Annotated in this window: 22 protein-coding genes; 15 read left to right on the top strand and 7 right to left on the bottom strand. The window is 67.1% G+C overall.

Annotation, left to right across the window (positions count from 1 at the left end; all coding sequences use genetic code 11):
* Positions 1 to 14 precede the first annotated feature (14 nt).
* Entirely contained in the window at positions 15 to 1127 is a 1113-nt protein-coding gene (locus tag AC5P60_RS19820; protein WP_005411112.1) for a PLP-dependent cysteine synthase family protein, read from the top strand.
* A 53-nt stretch (positions 1128 to 1180) separates the two neighbouring features.
* Here AC5P60_RS19820 and AC5P60_RS19815 read toward each other — a convergent pair whose 3' ends face one another.
* A complete protein-coding gene (locus AC5P60_RS19815; RefSeq protein ID WP_005411111.1) occupies positions 1181 to 1585 on the bottom strand; it encodes a hypothetical protein in 405 nt (134 codons plus the stop codon).
* A 170-nt stretch (positions 1586 to 1755) separates the two neighbouring features.
* Here AC5P60_RS19815 and AC5P60_RS19810 point away from each other — a divergent pair, with 170 nt between their 5' ends.
* Entirely contained in the window at positions 1756 to 3786 is a 2031-nt protein-coding gene (locus AC5P60_RS19810; protein WP_483693644.1) for a M3 family metallopeptidase, read from the top strand.
* A 102-nt stretch (positions 3787 to 3888) separates the two neighbouring features.
* On the opposite strand, the gene AC5P60_RS19805 is transcribed toward AC5P60_RS19810, so the two are convergent.
* The 3 genes from AC5P60_RS19805 to AC5P60_RS19795 form a co-directional block, all read right to left on the bottom strand.
* Entirely contained in the window at positions 3889 to 4692 is an 804-nt protein-coding gene (locus tag AC5P60_RS19805; RefSeq protein WP_495201810.1) for an SDR family oxidoreductase, read from the bottom strand.
* The gene (locus tag AC5P60_RS19800; RefSeq protein ID WP_012481307.1) at positions 4689 to 5255 is read right to left on the bottom strand and encodes a DUF1415 domain-containing protein; all 567 of its coding nucleotides are present in this window, start codon (positions 5253 to 5255) and stop codon (positions 4689 to 4691) included. The genes AC5P60_RS19805 and AC5P60_RS19800 overlap by 4 nt, the downstream gene beginning before the upstream one ends.
* 101 nt (positions 5256 to 5356) lie before the next feature.
* The gene (locus tag AC5P60_RS19795; protein ID WP_005411107.1) at positions 5357 to 5839 is read right to left on the bottom strand and encodes a YajQ family cyclic di-GMP-binding protein; all 483 of its coding nucleotides are present in this window, start codon (positions 5837 to 5839) and stop codon (positions 5357 to 5359) included.
* Between the two features lie 126 nt (positions 5840 to 5965).
* On the opposite strand from AC5P60_RS19795, the gene AC5P60_RS19790 reads away from it, so the two are divergent.
* From AC5P60_RS19790 to AC5P60_RS19780, 3 genes are all read left to right on the top strand, one after another.
* Positions 5966 to 6862: a DMT family transporter gene (locus AC5P60_RS19790; protein WP_005411106.1), complete on the top strand. Its 897-nt coding sequence runs from the start codon at positions 5966 to 5968 to the stop codon at positions 6860 to 6862.
* A gap of 201 nt (positions 6863 to 7063) precedes the next feature.
* Positions 7064 to 8071, top strand: a complete 1008-nt coding sequence (locus AC5P60_RS19785; RefSeq protein ID WP_005411105.1) for a methionine ABC transporter ATP-binding protein — start codon at positions 7064 to 7066, stop codon at positions 8069 to 8071.
* The gene (locus tag AC5P60_RS19780) at positions 8068 to 8757 is read left to right on the top strand and encodes a methionine ABC transporter permease (protein ID WP_005411104.1); all 690 of its coding nucleotides are present in this window, start codon (positions 8068 to 8070) and stop codon (positions 8755 to 8757) included. The genes AC5P60_RS19785 and AC5P60_RS19780 overlap by 4 nt, the downstream gene beginning before the upstream one ends.
* 70 nt (positions 8758 to 8827) lie before the next feature.
* On the opposite strand, the gene AC5P60_RS19775 is transcribed toward AC5P60_RS19780, so the two are convergent.
* Complete coding sequence (locus tag AC5P60_RS19775; protein WP_483693643.1) at positions 8828 to 9448, bottom strand: lipocalin family protein; 621 nt, start codon at positions 9446 to 9448, stop codon at positions 8828 to 8830.
* A gap of 128 nt (positions 9449 to 9576) precedes the next feature.
* Between AC5P60_RS19775 and AC5P60_RS19770 the strand changes: the two genes are divergently transcribed.
* Together AC5P60_RS19770 and AC5P60_RS19765 are read left to right on the top strand one after the other, a co-directional pair.
* A complete protein-coding gene (locus AC5P60_RS19770) occupies positions 9577 to 9900 on the top strand; it encodes a hypothetical protein (RefSeq protein ID WP_049404081.1) in 324 nt (107 codons plus the stop codon).
* 69 nt (positions 9901 to 9969) lie between these two features.
* Entirely contained in the window at positions 9970 to 12066 is a 2097-nt protein-coding gene (locus AC5P60_RS19765) for a prolyl oligopeptidase family serine peptidase (protein ID WP_049404079.1), read from the top strand.
* A gap of 123 nt (positions 12067 to 12189) precedes the next feature.
* Here AC5P60_RS19765 and AC5P60_RS19760 read toward each other — a convergent pair whose 3' ends face one another.
* Positions 12190 to 13389 carry a pyridoxal phosphate-dependent aminotransferase gene (locus tag AC5P60_RS19760; protein WP_174842249.1) on the bottom strand — a complete coding sequence of 400 codons (1200 nt, stop codon included), beginning with the start codon at positions 13387 to 13389 and terminating at the stop codon, positions 12190 to 12192.
* Positions 13390 to 13544: 155 nt separating this feature from the next.
* Between AC5P60_RS19760 and AC5P60_RS19755 the strand changes: the two genes are divergently transcribed.
* From AC5P60_RS19755 to hslU, 8 genes are all read left to right on the top strand, one after another.
* Positions 13545 to 15656, top strand: coding sequence for a S9 family peptidase (locus tag AC5P60_RS19755; RefSeq protein WP_483693642.1), 2112 nt, complete (start codon positions 13545 to 13547; stop codon positions 15654 to 15656).
* A 54-nt stretch (positions 15657 to 15710) separates the two neighbouring features.
* The gene (locus AC5P60_RS19750) at positions 15711 to 16136 is read left to right on the top strand and encodes a YbaN family protein (protein ID WP_033834523.1); all 426 of its coding nucleotides are present in this window, start codon (positions 15711 to 15713) and stop codon (positions 16134 to 16136) included.
* Between the two features lie 82 nt (positions 16137 to 16218).
* Complete coding sequence (gene lptM, locus AC5P60_RS19745; protein ID WP_005411097.1) at positions 16219 to 16491, top strand: LPS translocon maturation chaperone LptM; 273 nt, start codon at positions 16219 to 16221, stop codon at positions 16489 to 16491.
* The gene (dapF, locus tag AC5P60_RS19740; protein WP_033834522.1) at positions 16484 to 17335 is read left to right on the top strand and encodes a diaminopimelate epimerase; all 852 of its coding nucleotides are present in this window, start codon (positions 16484 to 16486) and stop codon (positions 17333 to 17335) included. Before lptM ends, dapF begins: the two co-directional genes overlap by 8 nt.
* A complete protein-coding gene (locus AC5P60_RS19735) occupies positions 17332 to 18006 on the top strand; it encodes a DUF484 family protein (RefSeq protein WP_005411095.1) in 675 nt (224 codons plus the stop codon). The genes dapF and AC5P60_RS19735 overlap by 4 nt, the downstream gene beginning before the upstream one ends.
* A gap of 13 nt (positions 18007 to 18019) precedes the next feature.
* Entirely contained in the window at positions 18020 to 18916 is an 897-nt protein-coding gene (gene xerC / locus AC5P60_RS19730; protein ID WP_005411094.1) for a tyrosine recombinase XerC, read from the top strand.
* An 85-nt stretch (positions 18917 to 19001) separates the two neighbouring features.
* Positions 19002 to 19553, top strand: a complete 552-nt coding sequence (gene hslV, locus AC5P60_RS19725) for an ATP-dependent protease subunit HslV (RefSeq protein WP_478427425.1) — start codon at positions 19002 to 19004, stop codon at positions 19551 to 19553.
* A gap of 103 nt (positions 19554 to 19656) precedes the next feature.
* A complete protein-coding gene (gene hslU / locus AC5P60_RS19720) occupies positions 19657 to 21030 on the top strand; it encodes an ATP-dependent protease ATPase subunit HslU (protein ID WP_005414521.1) in 1374 nt (457 codons plus the stop codon).
* 96 nt (positions 21031 to 21126) lie between these two features.
* On the opposite strand, the gene AC5P60_RS19715 is transcribed toward hslU, so the two are convergent.
* Positions 21127 to 22119, bottom strand: coding sequence for a Gfo/Idh/MocA family protein (locus AC5P60_RS19715; protein WP_483693641.1), 993 nt, complete (start codon positions 22117 to 22119; stop codon positions 21127 to 21129).
* Between the last annotated feature and the right edge of the window lie 22 nt (positions 22120 to 22141).

Below are 22141 nucleotides of genomic sequence, written 5' to 3'. Positions count from 1 at the left end.
AACGATTGCCCGCCATGTCGCAGCGTGAATGGGTGGCTGCCGCCATCCGCAAGATCGAAGCTGATTTCAACCGTTCCGCCGATACCCACCTGATCCCGCTGGCGCTGCCAGGGTTCGAGGGCATCGACCTGTACCTGAAGGATGAGTCGAGCCATCCCACCGGCAGCCTGAAGCACCGGCTGGCGCGCTCGCTGTTCCTGTATGCGCTGGCCAATGGCTGGTTGCGTGAAGGGCGTCCGGTGATCGAGGCCTCCAGCGGCTCGACCGCCGTGTCCGAAGCCTATTTCGCGCGGCTGCTCGGCCTGCCGTTCATTGCGGTGATCCCGGCCTCCACCTCGCCTGAAAAGATCGCCGCGATCGAGTTCCACGGCGGCCGTTGCCACCTGGTCGAACGTGCCTGCGACCTCAACTGTGATTCGGAAAAGCTGGCCCGTGAAACCGGCGGCCACTTCATGGACCAGTTCACCTATGCCGAGCGCGCCACCGACTGGCGTGCCAACAACAACATCGCCGAGTCCATCTTCAAGCAGATGGCCGAGGAGCCCAGCCCGGTTCCGGAATGGATCGTGTGCAGCCCCGGTACCGGCGGTACCGCAGCGACGCTGGGGCGCTATGTCAGCTATCGCCGGCATGACACCCGCATCCTCTGTGCGGACCCGGAAGTGTCGGTGTTCTTCGATGGCTACAAAGCCGCCGTGGCCGGTGAGCAGGACTGGCGCGGCCTGACCTGCAGCGGTGGCTCGCGCGTGGAAGGCATCGGCCGGCCGCGGGTAGAGGCGAGCTTCATCCCGACCAGTGTCGATGCGATGGTGAAGGTGCCCGATGCGCTGAGCCTGGCCGCGATGCGCCATGTCAGCCGCCAGCTGGGCCGCCGTGTCGGCGGCTCCACCGGCACCAACTTCATCGGTGTGCTGCAGGCGGCGCAGTGGATGCGCGAGGCGGGCCATCAGGGCAGCATCGTCAGCATCCTGTGCGACAGCGGCGAGCGCTACGCACAGAGCTACTACGACCCGTCGTGGTATGCGCGCCAGGGCATCGACGTCGACGGCGCCGATGCGCAACTGGCGGCGGCGGTGGCCGGGCAGGGACTGCCCGAATTGCCGTGGTGCAGCCTGGAAGCGTTGTAACGCGGCAACGTACGGCCGGCTGTGCGTCGACTCTACCCGGTCGCCGGGGCGGCTCAATATCCCGCTGCAGTGAACGCGTCCAGCACCGCGTCGCGCAGTGCATCGGGCAAGGCCTCGATGTCCATCGCGCGATCATCCAGATGCAGGCTCGGGTCCAGGATGCTCGCTCGGCCCTGGGCCAGCGCCTGCAGCCACAGCAGCACGCAGATCACGAACTCGCGCTCATGGCCCAGCCGCAGCTGGCTGGCGCCGCGTTCGATCACCTCGAACGGGTACCACTCCTGCGCATCGTTGAACGTGCCGCCCTGCTGCAGCACTGCCTGCAACTGCTGCAGATGGCGCGGGGCGTCATCGCCGGCATCGCACAATGCGGCGATCCAGGTCAGTTCGGCCGGGCTGGCGGACAATGCCAGTGACCGGGCCGGTGAGGCGGATGCAACTGCAGCCAGACCTTCCATGTAGGGCCTCGTTCGGTGCGTACCGCTGCGGACTCCCCCGCAGCCAGAGCTTCGGTGCGCGACCGTAAGGCCGACGTGAATGCCGGGCCGTGCCCCCTTGTCAGCCCCGCCTGCCAGCGCCATATCCTGCATGCTGCCCGCCTGCCGGGCCCGTACCCTGGAGATCTGCCGTGACCGTTGCCAACCCCCTGCTCGATTTTTCCGGCCTGCCGCGCTTCGAGGCCATCCGCCCCGAGCACGTGGCGCCGGCGCTGGACGTGCTGCTGGCCGGGGCCGAAGCCGCCGTCAGCGCCGCCGAGCAGGTGCAGCCGGTCACCTGGCAGACCTTCGTTGCCCCGCTGGATGACGCCACCGAGCGCCTGTGGCGCGCCTGGGGTCTGGTCGGCCACCTGCAGGGCGTGGTCAACACCCCGGAACTGCGTGAGGCCTACAACAGCAACCTGCCGCGGGTGACCCGCTTCGCCAGCGCGCTGGGCCAGAACCTGGCGTTGTACCGGCAGTACCAGACGCTGGCCGCCAGTGCCGAGGCGGCGCGCTTCGACGCGGCCCAGCGCAAGGTGCTGGACAACACCCTGCGCGATTTCCGCCTCGGTGGTGCCGAGCTGGCGCCGGAGGCGCAGCAGCGCTTCGCGGCGATCAAGGAAGAACTGTCGGCGCTGTCGGCGAAGTTCTCGCAGAACGTGCTCGACGCTACCGACGCCTGGTCGCTGATCATCGAGGACGAAGCGCGGCTGAAGGGCCTGCCGGAAGACGTGAAGGCCGCCGCGCGTGCCGCAGCACAGAAGGACGGCAAGGCCGGCTGGAAACTGACCCTGCAGATGCCGTGCTACCTGCCGGTGCAGACCTGGGGCGAGGACCGCGACCTGCGCGAGATCCTGTACCGCGCCAGCGCACAGCGTGCGTCCGAATTCGGCGATGAGTCGCTGGACAACAGCGGCAACATCGATCGGATCCTCGCCCTGCGCGCTGAACTGGCCGCGCTGCTCGGCTTCGATTCGTATGGCGATTATTCGGTAGCGACCAAGATGGCGCAGGACCCGGCCGAAGTGCTGGGTTTCCTGCGTGACCTGGCCGCGCGCGCCAAGCCGTTCGCGGCCAGGGACCGCGCCGACCTGGAGCAGTTCGCACGCGAGCAGCTGGGCATCGACAGCCTGCAGGCCTGGGACCTGGCGTTCGCCGCCGACCGCCTGAAGCAGGCCCGTTACAGCTATTCCGAACAGGAGGTGAAGCAGTACTTCACCGAACCGAAGGTGCTGGGCGGCCTGTTCTCGGTGATCGAGCAGCTGTACGGCCTGCGCGTGCAGGAGGACAGCGCACCGGTGTGGCATGACGACGTGCGCTTCTTCCGTCTGGTCGAAGCGCAGGGCGCGCTGGTCGGCCAGTTCTATCTGGACCTGTATGCGCGCGAGGGCAAGCGTGGTGGCGCGTGGATGGACGATTGCCGCAACCGTCGCGTGCGCGCGGACGGCAGCGTACAGACGCCGCTGGTCTACCTGGTGTGCAACTTCGGCCGTGGTGCCAACGGCAAGCCGGCCACCTTCAGCCACAACGAAGTGACCACGCTGTTCCATGAGATGGGCCATGGCCTGCACCAGCTGCTGACCCGCATTGGTGAGCTGGGCGTGGCCGGCATCAATGGCGTGGAATGGGATGCAGTGGAACTGCCCAGCCAGTTCATGGAGAACTTCTGCTGGGAGTGGGAGCACCTGCAGGCCATGACCGCGCACGTGGACACGGGCGAACCGCTGCCGCGCGGGCTGTACGAGCGCATGCTGGCCGCGCGCAACTTCCACAGCGGCATGGCCACCGTGCGCCAGCTTGAGTTCGGCCTGTTCGACATGCTGTTGCACAGCCAGTTCGAACCGGCGCAGGACAGCGTGCTGGCGCTGCTCGATCGCGTGCGTGCGGAGGTGGCGGTAAACCATCCGCCGGCCTGGAACCGCTTCCCGCACCAGTTCAGCCACATCTTCGCGGGCGGTTACGCCGCCGGCTACTACAGCTACAAGTGGGCCGAAGTGCTCAGTGCCGACGCCTATGCGGCGTTCGAGGAAGCGCCGCAGGCACTGGCCGAGACCGGTGCACGCTTCCGCGATGAGATCCTGTCGCGCGGTGGCAGCCGCCCGGCGGCGGAGAACTTCAAGGCCTTCCGTGGGCGCGCGCCGCAGATCGACGCGCTGCTGCGCCACTCGGGCATGGCGTAAGGTGTTTGGTAGGTGCCAACCCTGGTTGGCACTTCACCGCCATCCACGCATGGTGTGGATCCACCGGAATGCCGGCCAGCGGCCGGCACCACCGAAGACCGGTCATTCGGCGTAGATCATCTTCCGGGTCATGCCGCCGTCGACGATGAAGTCCTGGCCGGTGCTGAAACCGGACAGCGACGACAGCAGGTACACCGCCAGTGCACCGATATCTTCAGGGCGGCCGACCCGGCCGACCGGATGCTGTGCGTGGTCGATGGCCGAGTACTCTGGTTCATGGCGCCGTGAGGGTGCCTGCCACGCAGTGGTACCGACCCAGCCGGGGCTGATGCTGTTCACCCGCACCGCCGGGCCGGCGCTGATCGCCAGCGCATGGGTGAAGGCCACCAGGCCACCCTTGGCCGCCGCATAGGCCTCGCTGCGCGCTTCGGATTGCCAGGCGCGGGTGGAGGCGATGTTGATGATCGCGCCCGCAGCACTGTCCGTCAGCGCCGGCAGCGCGTGCTTGCTGCACAGGAAGGCGCCATGCAGCGACGACAGCCGGCGTTGCCATTCGTGCCAGTCCATGTCCTGCAGCCGCGTGCCGTGCGGCCCGGCGATGCCGGCATTGTTGACCAGCCCGTCGATGTGTCCGAAACGCTGCAGCGCCTCGGCGATGAAGTCGCGCACGCTGGCTTCGTCGGTGATGTCCAAACGCTGGAACGCGGCATCCTCACCGCGCTGCCATTCGTCCAGGCAGGCCTGGCCGGCCTCCCTGTCGAGGTCGCCGATCAGCACGCGTCCGCCGGCACCGAGCACGGCCTGGGCAATACCGCGACCGATGCCGTTGGCGCCGCCGGTGACCAGCACCACCTTGCCCGACAGTGGCGCGGCCGGCCATGCGGCAATCGGCGGCACCGTGCTCACGTCAGGTCTTCGCCGCGCAGGCGACGATGCCAGCCGTCCACGCCGATGCGGTCCAGGGTCTGGATGTTGCGCTCGACGATCACGTCCGGGTCCGGATACACATCCACCGCACGCGCCACGCTGTCTTCGCGCAGCAGGTGCAGGGTGGGGAAGGGCGCGCGGTTGGTGTAGTTGCTGGCGTCGTCGGCGGCCACGCCCTCGAACTGGTAATCCGGATGGAAGCTGGCCACCTGCAGGATCCCCTGCAGGTCCAGTGCCTCGATCGCCGCATCGGCGTTGTCGAGGAAGTCGTTGTAGTCGAGGAAATCGGTCAGCACCTGCGGGTGCACGATCAGCGTCGTGTCGATCTGCTCGGCCGGCGTGTCGCGCAGCAGCACCAGCTCCTCGGCCAGCTGTTCAACCAGCGCTTCTGTCGTGGTCGCATCACTGAGCACGATGCGGACCTGGTCCTTCACGTATACCGCCTTGGCGAACGGGCACAGGTTCAGGCCGATGACGATGCGCTCCAGCCACAGGCGGGTCGCGGCGATCGGGTCATCGATGGGCAGGTCGGAATCGGTCATGGCGGGCACGTCGGCTGGCGGGGCCGACATTGTAGGCGCGTCGCTGGCAACGCGCCGTCGTACCTGCGGCTGGCAGCGCCGGGGGATTCCCGGCAGGTGGCTCAGTCGCGGAAATTGTTGAACTGCAGCGGCAGCTCGAACTTGCCGGCCTTGAGCACGGCGATGGCGTCCTGCAGGTCATCGCGCTTCTTGCCCTGCACGCGCAGCTTGTCGCCGTTGATCTGGCTTTCCACCTTCAGCTTGGCGTCCTTCAGGGCCGCCGCGATCTTCTTGGCGATCTTCTGCTCGATGCCCTGCTTGACGGTGATCTTCTGCCGGGCCTGGGCCAGGTTGGTCTCGATGTCGCCGAACTCCAGGCTGAGCACGTCGATGCCGCGCGCGGCCAGGCGAGCACGCAGGATGTCGTTCATCTGCTTGAGCTGGAATTCGGTCGGCGCGAACTGATTGATGACATCGCCGTCGCGCTCGAACTTTGCGTCCACGCCCTTGAAGTCGAAGCGGGTGGCCAGTTCGCGGTTGGCCTGGTCGATGGCGTTGGTCAGCTCGTGGGTGTCGACTTCGGACACGACGTCGAAGGAAGGCATGGGCGGTGCTCCGCAGGTTTCAGTGGCGATCATTCTATCGTGCCGGCCCGCGTGCCCGCTTTCTGTGGAGCCCAGCCCATGCTCGGCGGCCGCCCTACAATCTGGTGCGGTCGGCGATAATGGGCCATGAACGTGCAACGCTCCCCTTCGCGTGCGGTGGCCTGGATGGTCGCTGCGGTCGCCTGTTTCTCGCTGATGGACGCTGGCATGAAGCAGCTGTCGGCCAGCTATCCCACCCTGGAAGTGACTTTCCTGCGTGGTGCGGCCTCGTTGCCGTTCGTGCTGGTGTGGGTGCTGGTCAGTGCCGGCCCACGTTCGCTGGTGCCGCGGCGCTGGGGCCTCCACCTGCTGCGCGGCGCGTTGGGCATGGCGATGATCGGCTGCTTCGTGTTCGCCCTGCGCGACCTGCCGCTGTCCACCGCCTACACCATCTACTTCGTTGCCCCGCTGCTGATCGCCGCGCTGTCGGTGCCGTTGCTGGGCGAGCGGGTCGGGCCGCGGCGCTGGGTCGCCATCGGCATTGGTCTGGTGGGCGTGCTGGTGGTGCTGCGGCCGGGCGTGGATGGCTTCATTTCGGTGCCCGGCCTGATGGTGCTGGCGGCGGCAACGGCCTATGCCGTGGCGGCGATCACGGTCAGCCTGCTGACCCGCACCGATACCTCGCAGTCGATGGTGGTCTGGTTCCTGGTGATCATGGCCATCGGCGCCGGCCTGCTCGCCATTCCCGGCTGGGTACCGCTGCAGCTGGCACACGCGCCTTTGATTGCCGGCATGGGCCTGGCCGGGGCGCTGGGCCAGATTGCCCTGACCAAGGCCTTCCAGCTGGGCGAGGCCTCGATGATCGCGCCGCTGGAGTACAGCGGCCTGGTCTGGGTGATCGGCTGGGATCTGGCCTTCTGGGGCCAGCTACCGGACGGCTATACCTGGGTGGGCGCGGCGATCATCGTCGCCTCGGGGCTGTACCTGCTGCATCGCGAGCGGGTAAACCGGCAGGAACCGCCGAAGCCGCTGGATCATCCCTGAGCCCGGGGGTAGTGCCGGCCGCTGGCCGGCAACCCCTTGCGCCGGAGGGACCGCTGCAGGTGCCGGCCAGCGGCCGGCACTACCGGGGACAGTTTCTTAGAACCAAAAGGAATAACATTCTGGGCCATGGCGCGGGCGCGCGACCGCCTGCGCTGGTAGGCTGCACGCCCCCTTCCGTCACCCAGCCGGTGAGCCACGCCCGTGATCGAGTTCCAGCGCCTGCACAAATCCTATGCCGTTGCCGGCCGCGAAGTCAGCGCGCTGCAACCGTTGGACCTGACCATCGAGGCCGGTGAGGTGTTCGGCATCATCGGTCATTCCGGCGCCGGCAAGTCGACACTGATCCGCATGATCAACCGCCTGGAAGAGCCCAGTGGTGGCCGGCTGCTGATCGGCGGTGAGGATGTCACCGCGCTGGACGCGGACGGCCTGCGCGCGCTGCGCCGGCGCATCGGCATGATCTTCCAGCACTTCAACCTGCTGTCCTCGCGCACGGTGGCCGGCAATGTCGCCTTCCCGCTGGAACTGGCCGGCACGCCGAAGACGGAGATCGACGCGCGCGTGGCCGAGCTGCTGCAGACCGTGGGCCTCGAAGCGCATGCGCAGAAGTATCCGGCGCAGCTGTCCGGTGGCCAGAAACAGCGCGTCGGCATCGCCCGCGCGCTGGCGACCCGTCCGCAGATCCTGCTGTGCGACGAGGCCACCAGTGCGCTCGATCCGCAGACCACCGCTTCGGTGCTGTCGCTGCTGTCGAAGATCAATCGCGAGCTGGGCCTGACCATCGTGCTGATCACCCATGAGATGGACGTGATCCGCCGTGTCTGCGACCGCGTTGCGGTGCTCGATGCCGGCCAGATGGTCGAAACCGGTCCGGTCACCCGGGTGTTCCTGCACCCGCAGCACCCGACCACGCGCCGTTTCGTCAGCGAATCGGAGCATGTGGACGAGGGCACGCTGCACCGCGATTTCGATGCCGTCGGTGGCCGTATCGTGCGCCTGACCTTCCTCGGTGGCGACACCTACGAACCCCTGCTCGGCCGCGTCGCGCGCGAGACCGGGGTCGACTACAACATCCTGTCCGGTCGCATCGACCGGATCAAGGACACCCCGTATGGCCAGCTGGTGGTCGCCCTGGTGGGCGGCGACCAGTCCGCCGCGCAGGCCGCATTCGTGGCCGCCGGCGTGCATGTTGAGGAGCTGCGTCGATGATCATCGCTACTGCCGGCGGATTCTTCCGCCACCTGGACGCGGGCAAGTGGGCCGACATCGGCCAGGCCACCATCGACACCCTGCTGATGCTGCTCGGTTCGCTGCCGCTGACCCTGGCCATCGGCCTGCCCCTGGGCGTGCTGCTGTACCTGTTCGGTGCACCGCAGATGAAGCGCCGGCCATTTGCGTACGGCGTGCTGGCGCTGGTGGTGAACCTGCTGCGTTCAGTGCCCTTCATCATCCTGATGATCGTGCTGATCCCGGTCACCCTGTTCCTGATGGGGACGTCGCTGGGTGTACGCGGTGCGATCGTGCCGCTGGTCATCGGTGCCGCGCCGTTCTACGCGCGCCTGGTCGAGACCGCACTGCGCGAAGTGGACCGTGGCGTGATCGAAGCGACCCAGGCGATGGGAGCCACCACCTGGCAGCTGGTCACCCGCGTGCTGCTGCCGGAAGCGCGCCCGGGCCTGATCGCTGGCGCAACGGTCACCACCGTCGCGCTGATCGGCTTCACCGCGATGGGCGGTGCGATCGGCTCCGGTGGCCTTGGCGACCTGGCCTTCCGCGACGGCTACCAGCGCTCGCACACCGACGTGGCGCTGGTCACCGTGGTCCTGCTGCTGATCCTGGTGCAGCTGCTGCAGATGCTCGGCGACCGCCTGGTCGCGCATTACAGCCGCAGATAACAGAATGCCGGGCGGCGCCCGGCATCTTGTTCGGGTAGTGCCGGCCGCTGGCCGGCAATCCCACGTGCGGTCAACGCACGTTCGGTACTTCGTAACCCAGCTTCCCGACCTGCTCCGGGTGCTGCGGCACGCGCTTGAGCTTGTCGGTGTTCACCCCGTACTCGTCACGCAGGCGCTCGGCCAGCTCCTTGTACAGGGCTTTGTCCATGTCCGGCGTACGCGAGAAGATCCAGGCCATCTCGCGGCCCGGGTAACCGATCAGTGCCCACGAGTAATCCGGTGCCACTTCCAGCACCCGCGAATGGGTAGGCACGACGCGGTAGAACCAGGTGCGCCAGCCGTGGTTGCCGCTGTCCGGGTCGACGCTGGCGCGGGCACGCACTTCCTGCAGCGGTTCGCCGAAGCCATCACGGTAGCGGTAGGTGATGCCGACCTTGTGCTCGTCGCGCAGTTCGTAGTCGTTGACGCTGGCCACATGGCCACGTTCGATGAAGTTCGGCACGCGGCCGATCACGTACCAGGTGCCCATGAAGCGCTTCAGGTCGATCGGCGCATCCGGGTTGGTCGGCGCATCCGGGTCGGTCGCGCGCGGGGTGCTGGCGCGGGGCGATGGCGGCTCACTGGCGGCCACGGCGGGGCCCGCCAGGGACAGGGCCAACAGCATGGCGCAGAGCGGGCGGATCGAAGTCATGCGGGAGCGGGCTCAGAAGGGCTTTGCCTGAGCATGGTCGACTGAGCGTGCGCGATCCGTCAATGGTGTCGCAACCTGTGAGAAGGGCCTTGCCCAAGCTGTGTTGCATTGTCCACCGGAGAAGCCCCATGAACGCACGTTCCGTCCGCCGCCCTGCAACTGAACGCGTCATCATTGAACGCGCCGATCCGCGCCTGCTGCGCAGCGTGCGGCAGGTGGCCCTGGCCGGCTTGGCGCTGGTACTGGTCTGGCCAGCCGCGCGCGGCAGCAACGCCTGGCTGGGCTGGCTGCCGATGTGGCTGGTGGGCATGCCGCTGGTGGCCTGGTGGGCGCTGCTGCGCTTCCCTGTGCCGCGCCTGTCGTGGCTGCGGCTGGCCCGTCGCACCGGTGGACAGGCACATCGTCGCACCGCCGGGACGCCCCGCCGTCGCCGCGCTACGGCCACGGCCTGACCTTCGACACGGGGGCGGCTGCAGCGATCCATGCTAGCGTTCCACGGCTTATGACTGCCTGGAGCTGCAATGTCTCGACTCGCTTCCGCCTGCCTGCTGGCTGGCATGATGACCGCTGCCTCGGTGGGGACCGCCGTGGCTGCTGAAGACACCGATCGCTACGCCTGGCTGGAGGACGTCACCGGCGACAAGCCGCTGTCCTGGGTCAAGGAACAGAACGCCAAGTCCGAGGCGCGCCTGGCGCAGACCCTGGCCTTCAAGCAGATGGAGACCAGCATCCGCGAGGTGCTCGACTCTGATGCCAAGATTCCCGCCGTGCAGAAGATCGGTGACTACTATTACAACTTCTGGAAGGACCAGCAGCACGAGCGTGGCCTGTGGCGCCGCACCACGCTGGCCGAGTACCGCAAGGCCTCGCCGCAGTGGGAGACCGTGCTTGACCTCGATGCCCTGAACAAGGCCGAGGGCGAGAACTGGGTCTGGCACGGCGCCGACTGCCTGCGCCCGGATTACAGCCGCTGCCTGATCGCGCTGTCGCGCGGTGGTGCCGACGCCGACGTGACCCGCGAGTTCGACCTGGCCAACAAGACCTGGATCAAGGACGGCTTCTTCCGTCCGGAGTCGAAGGGCGGCCTGAACTGGATCGATCGCGACACCGTATTCGTCTACACCGACTTCGGTGCCGGCTCGATGACCACCTCCGGCTACCCGCGCGTGGCCAAGCTGTGGAAGCGTGGTACGCCGATGGCCTCCGCCAGCGTGGTGTATGAAGGCAAGCCGGAAGACATGTACATCGCGGCGATGCACGATGACACCCCGGGCTTCGAGCGCAACCTGGTCAGCCGTACGCTGGCGTTCTACAACAACGAGATCTACCTGCGTGGCGACGATGGCACGCTGACCAAGATCGATGCGCCGAACTCGGCTGAGAAGGGCCTGCACAAGCAGTGGCTGACCCTGGAGCTGCGTGATCCGTGGACCGTGGGTGGCAAGACCTATGCGTCCGGTTCGCTGCTGGCGACCAGGCTGGATGACTTCCTGGCCGGCAAGCGTGAGTTCGACGTGCTGTTCACCCCGACCGCGACCACCTCGCTGGCCAGCGCCACCTGGACCAAGAGCCACCTGGTGCTGAACGTGCTGGACGACGTCAAGAACCGCCTGTCGGTGCTGACCCCGGGCGCCAATGGCTGGCAGACCAGTCGCTTCGTCGGCGCGCCGGCCTTCGGCACGTTGGGCGTGGCTGCTGTCGACAGCAACGACAGCGACGCGGTGTGGCTGACCGCCACCGACTACCTGACCCCGACCACCCTGGCGCTGGCCGAGATCGGGCAGGCCCCGGAAACGCTGAAGACCATGCCGGCCTTCTTCGATGCCAAGGGCAAGGTGATCGAGCAGCACTTCGCCACCAGCAAGGACGGCACCCGCGTGCCGTACTTCGTGGTGCACGACAAGGCGATGAAGCTGGACGGTTCCAACCCGACCCTGCTGTACGGTTACGGTGGTTTCGAGATCTCGCTGACCCCGGGCTACTCCGGTGGCATGGGCCGCGCCTGGCTGGAAAAGGGCGGCGTGTACGTGGTTGCCAACATCCGTGGCGGCGGCGAATACGGCCCGCGCTGGCACCAGGCGGCGCTGAAGCAGAACCGCCACAAGGCCTATGAAGACATGGCCGCGGTGGCACGCGATCTGGTCAAGCGCAAGATCACCAGCGCCAGTCACCTGGGCGTGCAGGGCGGCAGCAACGGTGGCCTGCTGACCGGCAACATGCTGACCCAGTACCCGGAACTGTTCGGTGCGGTGGTGGTGCAGGTGCCGCTGCTGGACATGAAGCGCTACAGCCATCTGCTGGCCGGCGCCTCGTGGATGGCCGAATACGGCAACCCGGATACCAGCGACTGGGCGTTCATCAAGACCTTCTCGCCGTACCACCTGTTCGACGCGAAGAAGAAGTACCCGCCGGTGCTGTTCACCACCTCCACCCGCGATGACCGCGTGCACCCGGGCCACGCCCGCAAGATGGCGGCGAAGATGATCGACGCCGGCAAGGACGTGACCTACTACGAGAACATCGAAGGTGGCCACGGCGGTGCAGCCAACAACGCGCAGGCCGCACACATGTCGGCGCTGGCCTACAGCTTCCTGTGGGAGCGGTTGGGCGGTAAGTAAGCAGACAGGCAGAACGGAAAACGCCGCCCCCCGGGGCGGCGTTTTTCTTTATCCGGTAGTGCCGGCCGCTGGCCGGCAACCGCATCATTCACGCATTCCCGGGTTGCCGGCCAGCGGCCGGCACTACCGCCAACGTGATCCCTGCCAACGCTGCAACCCACGCGCGATCCGTGCCACCGCCTCCTGCAACCGCGGCACTTCCTGGGTATAGGCCAGGCGCACGTGCTGGTTGGCGCGATGGAAGCCGAAATCCAGCCCGGGCGTGAATGCCACGTGCTCGGTTTCCAGGAAGTGGGCGCAGAACGCCTGTGCGTCATCGGTGAATGCGCTGACATCGGCGTACAGGTAGAACGCACCCTGCGGCTCGACTTCGATGCGGAAGCCCAGCTCGCGCAGCGCGGGCAGCAGGAAGTCGCGGCGCTGGCGGAACGCTTCGCGACGCTGTTCGAAGATCGACATCGCTTCGTCGCTGAAACACGCCAGTGCGGCATGCTGGGCGATGCTCGACGCGCTGATGTACAGGTTCTGCGCGAGTTTCTCCAGGTCCGGCACGGCTGCTGGCGGTGCCACCAGCCAGCCCAGCCGCCAACCGGTCATGCCGAAGTATTTGGAAAAGCTGTTCAGCACGAATGCGCTGTCATCCACCTGCAGCACGCTGGGTGCATCCAGGCCATAGGTGAGGCCGTGGTAGATCTCGTCCACCACCAGGTGACCACCGCGCGCGTGCAGGGTCTTCGACAGGGCGGCCAGTTCGTCGGCGGAGAGCACGGTGCCGGTCGGGTTGGCCGGTGAGGCAACCAGCGCGCCGACGCTGTCGGCATTCCAATGCTGTTCCACCAGCGACGGTGTGAGTTGGTAGGCAGTGTCCGGGCCGACCGGCACCAGCTGTGCGCCGCCTTCAACGAGGCGCAGGAAGTGGCGGTTGCACGGATAACCAGGGTCGGCCAGCAGCCAGTGGCGGCCGGGATCGACCAGCAGGCTGCTGGCCAGCAGCAGCGCACCGGAGCCGCCGGGGGTGACCAGGATGCGTTCGGGGTCGATGTCCAGCCCGTAGTGGCTGCGATAGAAGCCGCTGATCGCCTGGCGCAGGGCGGGCAGGCCACGTGCGGCGGTGTAGCGGGTATGGCCGGCGGCCAATGCGGCCTGGCCGGCACGCACGATCGGTTCGGCGGTGGTGAAGTCCGGTTCGCCGATTTCCAGGTGGATCACGTCGTGGCCGGCCTGTTCCAGCGCTTGCGCGCGGGCCAGCAGGGACATCACGTGGAACGGGGCGATTTCATGGCTGCGCCGGCTGTAGCCCGGCGTATGGGGCAGGGTACTCATGCAGCCCATGGTACGCCGCGCACCGGGGTCACGCGCTCTGGCAGTGCCGGCAGGCATGGCCACCATGACGTTCCGCAGGGTTGCCCACCGTCCTTCCGCAACCCAGACTCGGGCGCAAGGACGCCATTGCATTGCCCCTCAAGGAGCCCTATCTCATGAAATCCACCCTCTGCCTGTTGCTTGCCAGCCTGATGACCACCACTGCCACCGCCGCCACTCCGCCCGTTCCGCCGGATGCCGCCAAGCATCCGCATGTGGTCAAGGCGCCGTTCGGCGCGACCCGCAACGATGACTATTACTGGCTGCGCGACGACAAGCGCGGGAACAAGGACATGCTGGCCTATCTGCAGGCCGAGAATGCCTATGCCGACCAGCTGCTGGCGCCGCTGAAGCCGCTGGAAGACACCCTTTACAAGGAGATCGTCGGCCGCATCAAGCAGGACGATTCCAGCGTGCCGGCGCGCGAGCGTGGCTACTGGTACTACAGCCGCTTCGAGACCGGCCAGGACTACCCGATCCATGCGCGCCGCAAGGGCAGCATGGAGGCCGCCGAGGAAATCCTGCTGGACGTCAACGCGATGGCTGCCGGCAAGGGCTATTTCAGCGTCGGCTCGATGGAAGTCAGCCAGGACAACCAGCTGCTGGCCTGGGCCGATGATGATGTCGGCCGCCGCCAGTACACCATCCGCTTCAAGGACCTGGCCACCGGCAAGGTGCTGCCCGATGTGATCACCGGCAGCTCGGGCGACCTGGTCTGGGCCGACGACAACCGCACCGTGCTGTATGTCGAGAACGATCCGGAAACGCTGCTGACCGTGCGCGTGAAGAAGCACGTGCTGGGCACCCCGGCCAGCGCCGACACCGTCGTCTACGAAGAGAAGGACGACAGCTTCTACATGGGCATCGGCCGCACCCGCGACGATCGCTTCATCACCATCGGCGTGCACAGCACCGTGTCCTCGGAAGAGCGTTACGCGCCGGCCAGCGACCCGACCCACTTCACCGTGCTGGCGCCGCGCCAGCGCGATGTCGAGTACGACGCCGACCACTACGATGGCCGCTGGGTGATCCGTACCAATGACGGTGCCAAGAACTTCAAGCTGGTCACCGCACCGACCGATGCGACCTCGCGTGCGCAGTGGAAGGACTGGATCGCGCACGACGATGCGGTGTTCATCGAAGGCTTCGAACTGTTCGATGGCTACACCGCCATCGCCGAACGCTCCGAGGGCCTGGAACGCATCCGCCTGCTGTTCAAGGATGGCCGCAGCGACTACGTGAAGGCCGACGAGCCGGCGTACTCGATGGGCCTGGGCGACAACACCGAGGCCGATACGCCCTGGTTGCGCTACGTCTACACCTCGATGACCACCCCCACCACCGTGTTCGAACTGAACACCGCCACCGGTGAGCGCCGCCAGCTGAAGGTGCAGCCGGTGATCGGCTATGAAGCGTCGAAGTACGAAACCGACCGCGTCTGGATCACCGCACGCGATGGCGTGAAGGTGCCGGTGTCGCTGGTCTACCGCAAGGGCTACCAGAAGGATGGCAAGGGCGCGTTGTTTCAGTACGCGTATGGCAGCTACGGCATGTCGATGGATCCGTATTTCAACCAGACCGCGGTGAGCCTGCTCGACCGCGGCGTGGTGTATGCCATCGCCCACATCCGCGGTGGCCAGGAAATGGGACGCGACTGGTACGAGAACGGCAAGCTGCTGCACAAGCAGAACACCTTCAACGACTTCATCGACGTCACCCGTGGCCTGGTGGCGCAGGGCTGGGCGGCGAAGGATCGCGTGGCGGCATCCGGCGGCAGTGCCGGTGGCCTGCTGATGGGCGCGGTGGCCAACCAGGCGCCGCAGGACTACCGCGTGATGGTGGCCCAGGTGCCGTTCGTCGATGTGGTGACCACCATGCTCGACCCGACCATTCCGTTGACCACCAACGAGTACGACGAGTGGGGCAACCCGGAGCAGAAGCAGTTCTACGACTACATGCTGTCCTACTCGCCCTACGACAACGTGAAGCAGCAGGCGTACCCGGCGCTGTTCGTGGGCACCGGCCTGTGGGATTCGCAGGTGCAGTACTGGGAACCGGCCAAGTGGGTGGCCAAGCTGCGTGACGACAACACCGGCCACTACCCGATCCTGTTCCGCACCAACATGGAAGCCGGCCACGGCGGCAAGTCGGGGCGCTTCCAGCGCTATCGCGAGCTGTCCGAGTCGTACGCGTTCGTACTGCAGCAGCTGGGCATCGCCCAGCCGTGATCGCGACAGGGTGCCGGGCACTGCCTGGCACCCTGAACCGGTATCCTTGCGGCCATGAGCGCGCCAGATCCTTCCGTCCCTCGCGGTGCCACCACGCCACCGCGCGTGGTGCGTTTCCGCTGGGCGTGGTGGCTGCTGGCCTATGTCAGCCTCGGCACCGGCATCGTCGGCATCTTCGTGCCGGGCCTGCCGACCACCGTATTCATCCTGATTTCGGCCTGGGCCGCCTCGCGTGGCTCCGAGCGCCTGCACAACTGGCTGCTGCAGCATCCACGCTTCGGCCCGGCCATCGCCAACTGGCAGGCACACGGGGCGGTCAGCCGCTACGGCAAGTGGATGGCCACGATCACCATGGCGGTATGCGCCGGCATCATGCTCTGGTGCGTGCCAATTGCCTGGGTGAAGTGGTTCTCGATCGGCAGCATGACCGTGGTGGCGATCTGGCTGTGGACCCGGCCACTGCCGCCCCCCGCGGATTGAGCACCTGCGGTAGTGCCGGCCGCTGGCCGGCAACCCGATCCCCTGCACCAACCGCTCAGCCGCCAATGGCTATACTCGGGGCATGAAGATCCCCCATCGAAACGCCATCCTGATTCCGCTGGCAGCGGCTTCGCTGCTGTTCCTCGCCGCCTGCGGCAACAAGGGCCCGCTGGTACTGCCGCAGAAGCCGGTGCCGGTGGAAGAAACCGTCGAACCTGTTGCCGAGCCCGCTACCGAAGCGACCCCGGCGCAGACCGAAGGCAGCGGCACCCCGGCCACGACCGTGGAGCCGGCTGCACCGACCACGCAACCGGCGCCTGCGCCTGCGAAGAAGGTGGGCGGCGGGAATGAGTAAGGCCGGTTCCAAGGCCCTGCGCTTCAGCAAGATGCATGGCGCGGGCAATGATTTCGTAGTGATCGACCTGCGTGACGGCACCGCGCCGCCCACGCCTGAACTGGCCGCGCAGCTGGCCGACCGCCACACCGGCGTCGGCTGCGATCAGATCCTGACCATCGAAGCGCCGCGCGCGGAAGGCTCGGTGGCGTCGTACCGCATCTGGAATGCCGACGGCTCCAATTCCGAACAGTGCGGCAATGGTGCGCGCTGCATCGCCGCCTGGCTGGTGCGCGAAGGCAGTGCGCAGGGCGACCGCTTCGTCATCGACAGCCCGCTGGCCAGCCATGAGGTGGAAGTGCTGGGCGATGGCCAGTTCGCGGTGACCATGGGCGTGCCGGCGTTCGAGCCGGCCAACGTGCCGCTGGTGGGTTTCGCCCACGCGCGCGAGGAATACCTGCTGCCGCTGCAGGGCGAAAGCGTGCGTTTCGCTGCGGTGTCGATGGGCAACCCGCATGCAGTGATCGAAGTGGGCCTGATCGATGCTGCACCGGTCGAGCGCGTCGGTGCGCTGCTGCAGCAGCATGCCTCGTTCCCGCGCTCGGTGAACGTGGGCTTCGCCCAGGTGATGGGCCCGGCGCATGCTCGCCTGCGTGTGAATGAACGCGGCGTCGGCGAAACCCTGGCCTGCGGCAGTGGCGCCTGCGCCGCTGCGGTGACCCTGATGCAGCGCGGCCGCCTGCAGCGTGATGCACGCATCAGCCTGCCCGGCGGTGACCTGCGCATCCAGTGGCCGGGCGATGGCCAGCCTGTGGTGATGGCCGGCCCGACCGCATTCGTCTTCGAAGGGGAGTGGATGGCATGACCGAAACCGTCGACAAGCTCGGGGCCCACGAGGTCGCTGCCTGGTTGCGGCGACATCCCGGCTTCCTCAAGCAGTTCCCGGACCTGGCCCTGACCCTGGTGGTGCCGCGTGACGACGGCCCGACCGCGTCGCTGGCCAGCTACCAGCTGGAAGTGCTGCGCGAGAAGAACCGCGAGCTGGCACGACGGTTGGCCGACCTGGGCGCGACTGCCCAGGTCAACGAACGCCTGGCGGTGCGCACGCACCAGCTGACCCTGGCGTTGATGAAGCAGGACAACGCCGCCGACACCCTGCGTGCGATGGCGGCCTCGCTGCAGGAAGATTTCGCCGGCGACCTGGTGCGATTGGTGGTGCACACGCCGGTGGCCGGGCTGGAACAGGCCGACTGGTTGCAGGTGATCGCCGCCGATGATCCGCAGCTCGGCCCGTTCCGCGACTGCCTGAAGGACGGCGAGCCGATCTGCGGCCGCCTGCAGCCGGAAAAGAATGCCGTGCTGTATGGCGTGCGCAGCGAGGAAGTGCAGACCACCGCGCTGCTGCCGTTGCCGGGCGTGGGCCTGATTGCGGTGGGCAGCCACGATCCGAACCGTTTCTATCCGGGCATGGGCACGCTGTTCCTGCGCATGATGGGCGACGCCCTGGTCGCCGGCCTGAAGCGCTTCCCGGGCTGAGCAGGACACGACGATGAGCGCGGTACAGGCCTTCCTGCAGCATCTGCAGGTGGAGCGGCGGATGTCGGCGCATACGCTCGATGCCTACCGCCGTGACCTGGACGCGCTGTCGGTCTGGGCCGAGCCGCGCGGTGTTGCAGTGGAGGCACTCGATGCCGACGCGCTGCGCCAGTTCGTCGCCGATGAGCACCGCCGTGGCCTGTCGGCCAAGAGCCTGCAGCGCCGCTTGTCCGCCTGCCGCAGCTTCTATGCCTGGCTGCTCAAGCACGGCCGCATCGAGGTCAGTCCTGCAGCAACGCTGAAGGCGCCGCGCGCGCCGCGCCGGTTGCCACAGGTCCTCGACGCCGATGAGGCCGTGCAGCTGGTCGAGCTGGAGCCGGAAGGTGAACTCGGCCGCCGTGACCGCGCGCTGCTGGAACTTTTTTATTCTTCCGGCCTGCGCCTGAGCGAAGTCTGCGCGCTGACCTGGCGCGATCTGGATTTCGACAGCGGGCTGGTCAACGTGCTGGGCAAGGGCAATCGGCAGCGCCGCGTGCCGTTCGGCCGGCCGGCGCGCGAAGCGCTGCAGGCGTGGCGCGCCGAAAGTGGCGGTGGTCCGGCCTCGCCGGTATTTCCCGGCCGCAACGGACCGATCAGCCAACGCGCGGTGCAGATCCGCATCCGCCAGCTGGCGCAGCGCCAGGGCCTGTTCAAGCACGTGCACCCGCACATGCTGCGGCACAGTTTCGCCAGCCATATCCTGGAATCATCCGGTGATCTGCGCGGCGTGCAGGAGCTGCTGGGCCATGCCGACATCGCCACCACCCAGATCTACACCCACCTGGATTTCCAGCACCTGGCCAAGGTCTACGACGCGGCGCATCCGCGCGCGAAGCGTCGAAGCAGCAGCGAGGGCAGCGGAGAAAGCTGAACGTTGCCCGTGCGGCAGCCGGTCGCGGGTGGCTTGAAGGGCGCAGGGCAGTCCCCACCTCTGGTTCTGTCACCCCGGAGGCATCATGGACCCCAGTCAGAACCCCAACGTTTTCCACGCCACCACCATCGTCTGCGTCCGTCGCGGCGAGCACGTGGCCATTGCCGGCGACGGCCAGGTCACGCTGGGCCACACCGTGATGAAGGGCAATGCGCGCAAGGTGCGCCGCCTCGGTCGTGATGGCCAGGTGCTGGCCGGCTTTGCCGGTGCCGCCGCCGATGCCTTCACCCTGTTCGAGCTGTTCGAGGCCAAGCTGGAAAAGCACGGCCAGTTGCAGCGTGCTGCGGTCGAACTGGCCAAGGATTGGCGCACCGAGCGCCGCCTCGGAAAGCTTGAAGCCCTGTTGGCCGTGGCCGACAAGGAAACCTCGCTGATCATCAGCGGCACCGGCGATGTGATCGAACCGGAGGACGGCATCATCGCCATCGGCTCGGGTGGTTCCTATGCGCTGTCGGCTGCACGCGCGTTGATGGCACACACCAAACTGGATGCGCGCACCATCGCCAGCGAAGCGATCGGCATTGCCGGCGATATCTGCATCTACACCAACCGCAACGTGGTGGTCGAGGAACTCTGAGGGTCGCGCCGGCTGCTGGCCGGCAACCTCATGATCCCCCACACGCGTGCCTGGTTGCCGGCCAGCGGCCGGCGCGACCGACAACGAATTCGTGAGCACATCCATGTCGAAGATCGAAGTTTCCTCCGCCACCATGACCCCGCGCGAGATCGTGCAGGAACTGGACCGGCATATCGTGGGCCAGCACGACGCCAAGCGCGCCGTGGCCATCGCCCTGCGCAACCGCTGGCGCCGCATGCAGCTGGTGCCTGAGCTGCGCAATGAAGTGATGCCGAAGAACATCCTGATGATCGGCCCGACCGGCGTCGGCAAGACCGAGATCGCGCGTCGCCTGGCCACGCTGGCCAACGCGCCGTTCGTGAAGGTCGAAGCCACGCGCTTCACCGAAGTCGGATACGTCGGCAAGGACGTCGAGCAGATCATCCGCGACCTCGCCGATACGGCAGTGAAGCTGTACCGCGAACAGGCCAAGGTGCGCGTGCGTACCCAGGCCGAGGAACGCGCCGAAGACCGCATCCTCGATGCGCTGCTGCCGCGCCGCAGCGGTGGCATCGGCTTCGATCCGGAAGTCGCCCGCAACGAACCGTCGGCGCAGGACAACGAGACCCGCATCAAGTTCCGCAAGATGCTGCGCAACGGTGAGCTGGACGAGCGCGAGATCGAACTCGACCTGGCCGCCAATGTCAGCATGGACATCATGACCCCGCCGGGCATGGAGGAAATGGGCCAGCAGCTGAAGTCGATGTTCGCCAACCTTGGCGGCGGCGCGAAGGCGCACAAGCGCACGCTGACCATCAAGGCCGCGCGACCGCTGCTGATCGAGGAAGAGGCCGGCAAGCTGGTCAATGAGGACGATATCCGCACTGCGGCGATCGAGGCCTGCGAGCAGCACGGCATCGTCTTCATCGACGAGATCGACAAGGTCGCCAAGCGTGGCGATAACGTGGGCGGCGGCGATGTCTCCCGCGAAGGCGTGCAGCGCGACCTGCTGCCGCTGGTGGAAGGCTCCAACGTGTCCACCAAGTACGGCACGATCAAGACCGACCACATCCTGTTCATTGCATCCGGTGCGTTCCACCTGGCCAAGCCCAGCGATCTGATTCCGGAGCTGCAGGGTCGCTTCCCGATCCGCGTTGAACTGGGTGCGCTGAGCAAGGGTGATTTCGTGCGCATCCTGACCGAGCCGAAGGCCGCGCTGACCAAGCAGTACGAGGCGCTGCTGGCTACCGAGGGCGTCAAGGTCAGCTTCACCGCCGACGCCATCGAGCGCCTGGCCGAAATCGCCTTCCAGGTGAACGAGCGCCAGGAGAACATCGGTGCCCGTCGCCTGCATACGGTGCTGGAGCGCCTGCTGGATTCGCTCAGCTACGAGGCACCGGACCGCGATGGCGAAAGCCTGGCGATCGACAGCGCCTACGTCGACAAGCACCTGGGTGAGCTGGTGCAGGACCCGGACCTGAGCCGCTACATCCTGTAATGCCCGTTGGAGTCGGATCCCTCGCCCCAGCGAGGGCTCTGACCCCGCCCGCTGCAACAGAAAGGGCCGCCGCAGGGCGGCCATTTTCTTGTGCGGTCAGCGCGACTGCCGGGTGCGGTAGTCCCGCAGCACCTGGTCGATCACCGCACTGGTGCGGGCGGCGCTGATGCCGGTCGAGGGCGAACGGCCGTTGCCGCGCAGCTCGTCCACGAGGGAGGCGATCAATGGCTGCTGGACCGATGGCGGGTTCGGGACGTCGAATGCCTGCATGCCCGCTTCGGTCTCCAGAACCACTGGAACGTCTTCGAAGGTGGCAAAGCGCAGCTGCCCGCGGTCGCCGGTGATCTCGACCTCATCCTGGCGGCGGAACGCGCAGAAGCTCCATTGCGCGATGCCGTGCGCCCCGCTGCCGGTACGGAAGCACATCGAGACACTGTCCTCGGCGGCGTAGGCGCCGGTCAGCGAACTGGCCAGGCCACGCACGTCGCTCAGCGGCCCCAGCAGATGGTCGAGCAGGTCCAGGGTATGCGAGCCCAGATCGACGAACAGCCCGCCGCCGGCGATCGACGGATTGGTCCGCCAGAAGTTGGGCGATGCTGCATTCGCCGAATGCGGCCGATGCAGGGTGGCGCGCACGCTGCGCGGCGTTCCGATCGCGCCGTTGTCCAGCAGCTGCTTCACCTGTGCGAAGCGGGGCAGGGCACGGCGGTAGTAGGCCACGAAAACGGGCACGCCGCTGCGGGCGCTGGCCGCGATGATGCGCTGGCACTCGTCGTGGTCCATGGCCATCGGCTTTTCGATGTAGACCGGCTTGCCCGCGGCGATCGCCTGCAGCGCGTATTGCATGTGCGTCGAGGGCGGCGTTGCGACGTACACCGCGTTCACTTCCGGATCGGCGATGAGTGCGTCGGCGTCCGCGTACCAGCGCGGAATCGCGTGGCGCCGCGCATAATCCTCGGCCAATCCCGCATTGCGGCGCATGACCGCTGCCACCCGTGACCCGGGTGTGCTGGCCAGGGCGGGGCCGCTCTTCTTCTCGGTGACGCTGCCACAGCCGATGAAGCCCCACACCACGTTGTCCAGGATCACGGGGCTGTCCTCAGATGGGCGC

This window comes from Stenotrophomonas sp. YJH_SMC_120, assembly GCF_059368675.1.
This window is presented reverse-complemented; position numbering and strand designations above follow the sequence as displayed.

Bases quoted from the DNA above. Each gene is read 5' to 3' on its own strand.
- AC5P60_RS19820 (WP_005411112.1), top strand. From the start codon at position 15: ATGTCGCAGCGTGAATGGGTGGCTGCCGCCATCCGCAAGATCGAAGCT.
- AC5P60_RS19815 (WP_005411111.1), bottom strand. From the start codon at position 1,585: ATGGAAGGTCTGGCTGCAGTTGCATCCGCCTCACCGGCCCGGTCACTG.
- AC5P60_RS19800 (WP_012481307.1), bottom strand. From the start codon at position 5,255: ATGACCGATTCCGACCTGCCCATCGATGACCCGATCGCCGCGACCCGC.
- AC5P60_RS19795 (WP_005411107.1), bottom strand. From the start codon at position 5,839: ATGCCTTCCTTCGACGTCGTGTCCGAAGTCGACACCCACGAGCTGACC.
- AC5P60_RS19790 (WP_005411106.1), top strand. From the start codon at position 5,966: ATGAACGTGCAACGCTCCCCTTCGCGTGCGGTGGCCTGGATGGTCGCT.
- AC5P60_RS19780 (WP_005411104.1), top strand. From the start codon at position 8,068: ATGATCATCGCTACTGCCGGCGGATTCTTCCGCCACCTGGACGCGGGC.
- AC5P60_RS19775 (WP_483693643.1), bottom strand. From the start codon at position 9,448: ATGACTTCGATCCGCCCGCTCTGCGCCATGCTGTTGGCCCTGTCCCTG.
- AC5P60_RS19770 (WP_049404081.1), top strand. From the start codon at position 9,577: ATGAACGCACGTTCCGTCCGCCGCCCTGCAACTGAACGCGTCATCATT.
- AC5P60_RS19765 (WP_049404079.1), top strand. From the start codon at position 9,970: ATGTCTCGACTCGCTTCCGCCTGCCTGCTGGCTGGCATGATGACCGCT.
- AC5P60_RS19760 (WP_174842249.1), bottom strand. From the start codon at position 13,389: ATGAGTACCCTGCCCCATACGCCGGGCTACAGCCGGCGCAGCCATGAA.
- AC5P60_RS19755 (WP_483693642.1), top strand. From the start codon at position 13,545: ATGAAATCCACCCTCTGCCTGTTGCTTGCCAGCCTGATGACCACCACT.
- AC5P60_RS19750 (WP_033834523.1), top strand. From the start codon at position 15,711: ATGAGCGCGCCAGATCCTTCCGTCCCTCGCGGTGCCACCACGCCACCG.
- lptM (WP_005411097.1), top strand. From the start codon at position 16,219: ATGAAGATCCCCCATCGAAACGCCATCCTGATTCCGCTGGCAGCGGCT.
- dapF (WP_033834522.1), top strand. From the start codon at position 16,484: ATGAGTAAGGCCGGTTCCAAGGCCCTGCGCTTCAGCAAGATGCATGGC.
- AC5P60_RS19735 (WP_005411095.1), top strand. From the start codon at position 17,332: ATGACCGAAACCGTCGACAAGCTCGGGGCCCACGAGGTCGCTGCCTGG.
- xerC (WP_005411094.1), top strand. From the start codon at position 18,020: ATGAGCGCGGTACAGGCCTTCCTGCAGCATCTGCAGGTGGAGCGGCGG.
- hslV (WP_478427425.1), top strand. From the start codon at position 19,002: ATGGACCCCAGTCAGAACCCCAACGTTTTCCACGCCACCACCATCGTC.
- hslU (WP_005414521.1), top strand. From the start codon at position 19,657: ATGTCGAAGATCGAAGTTTCCTCCGCCACCATGACCCCGCGCGAGATC.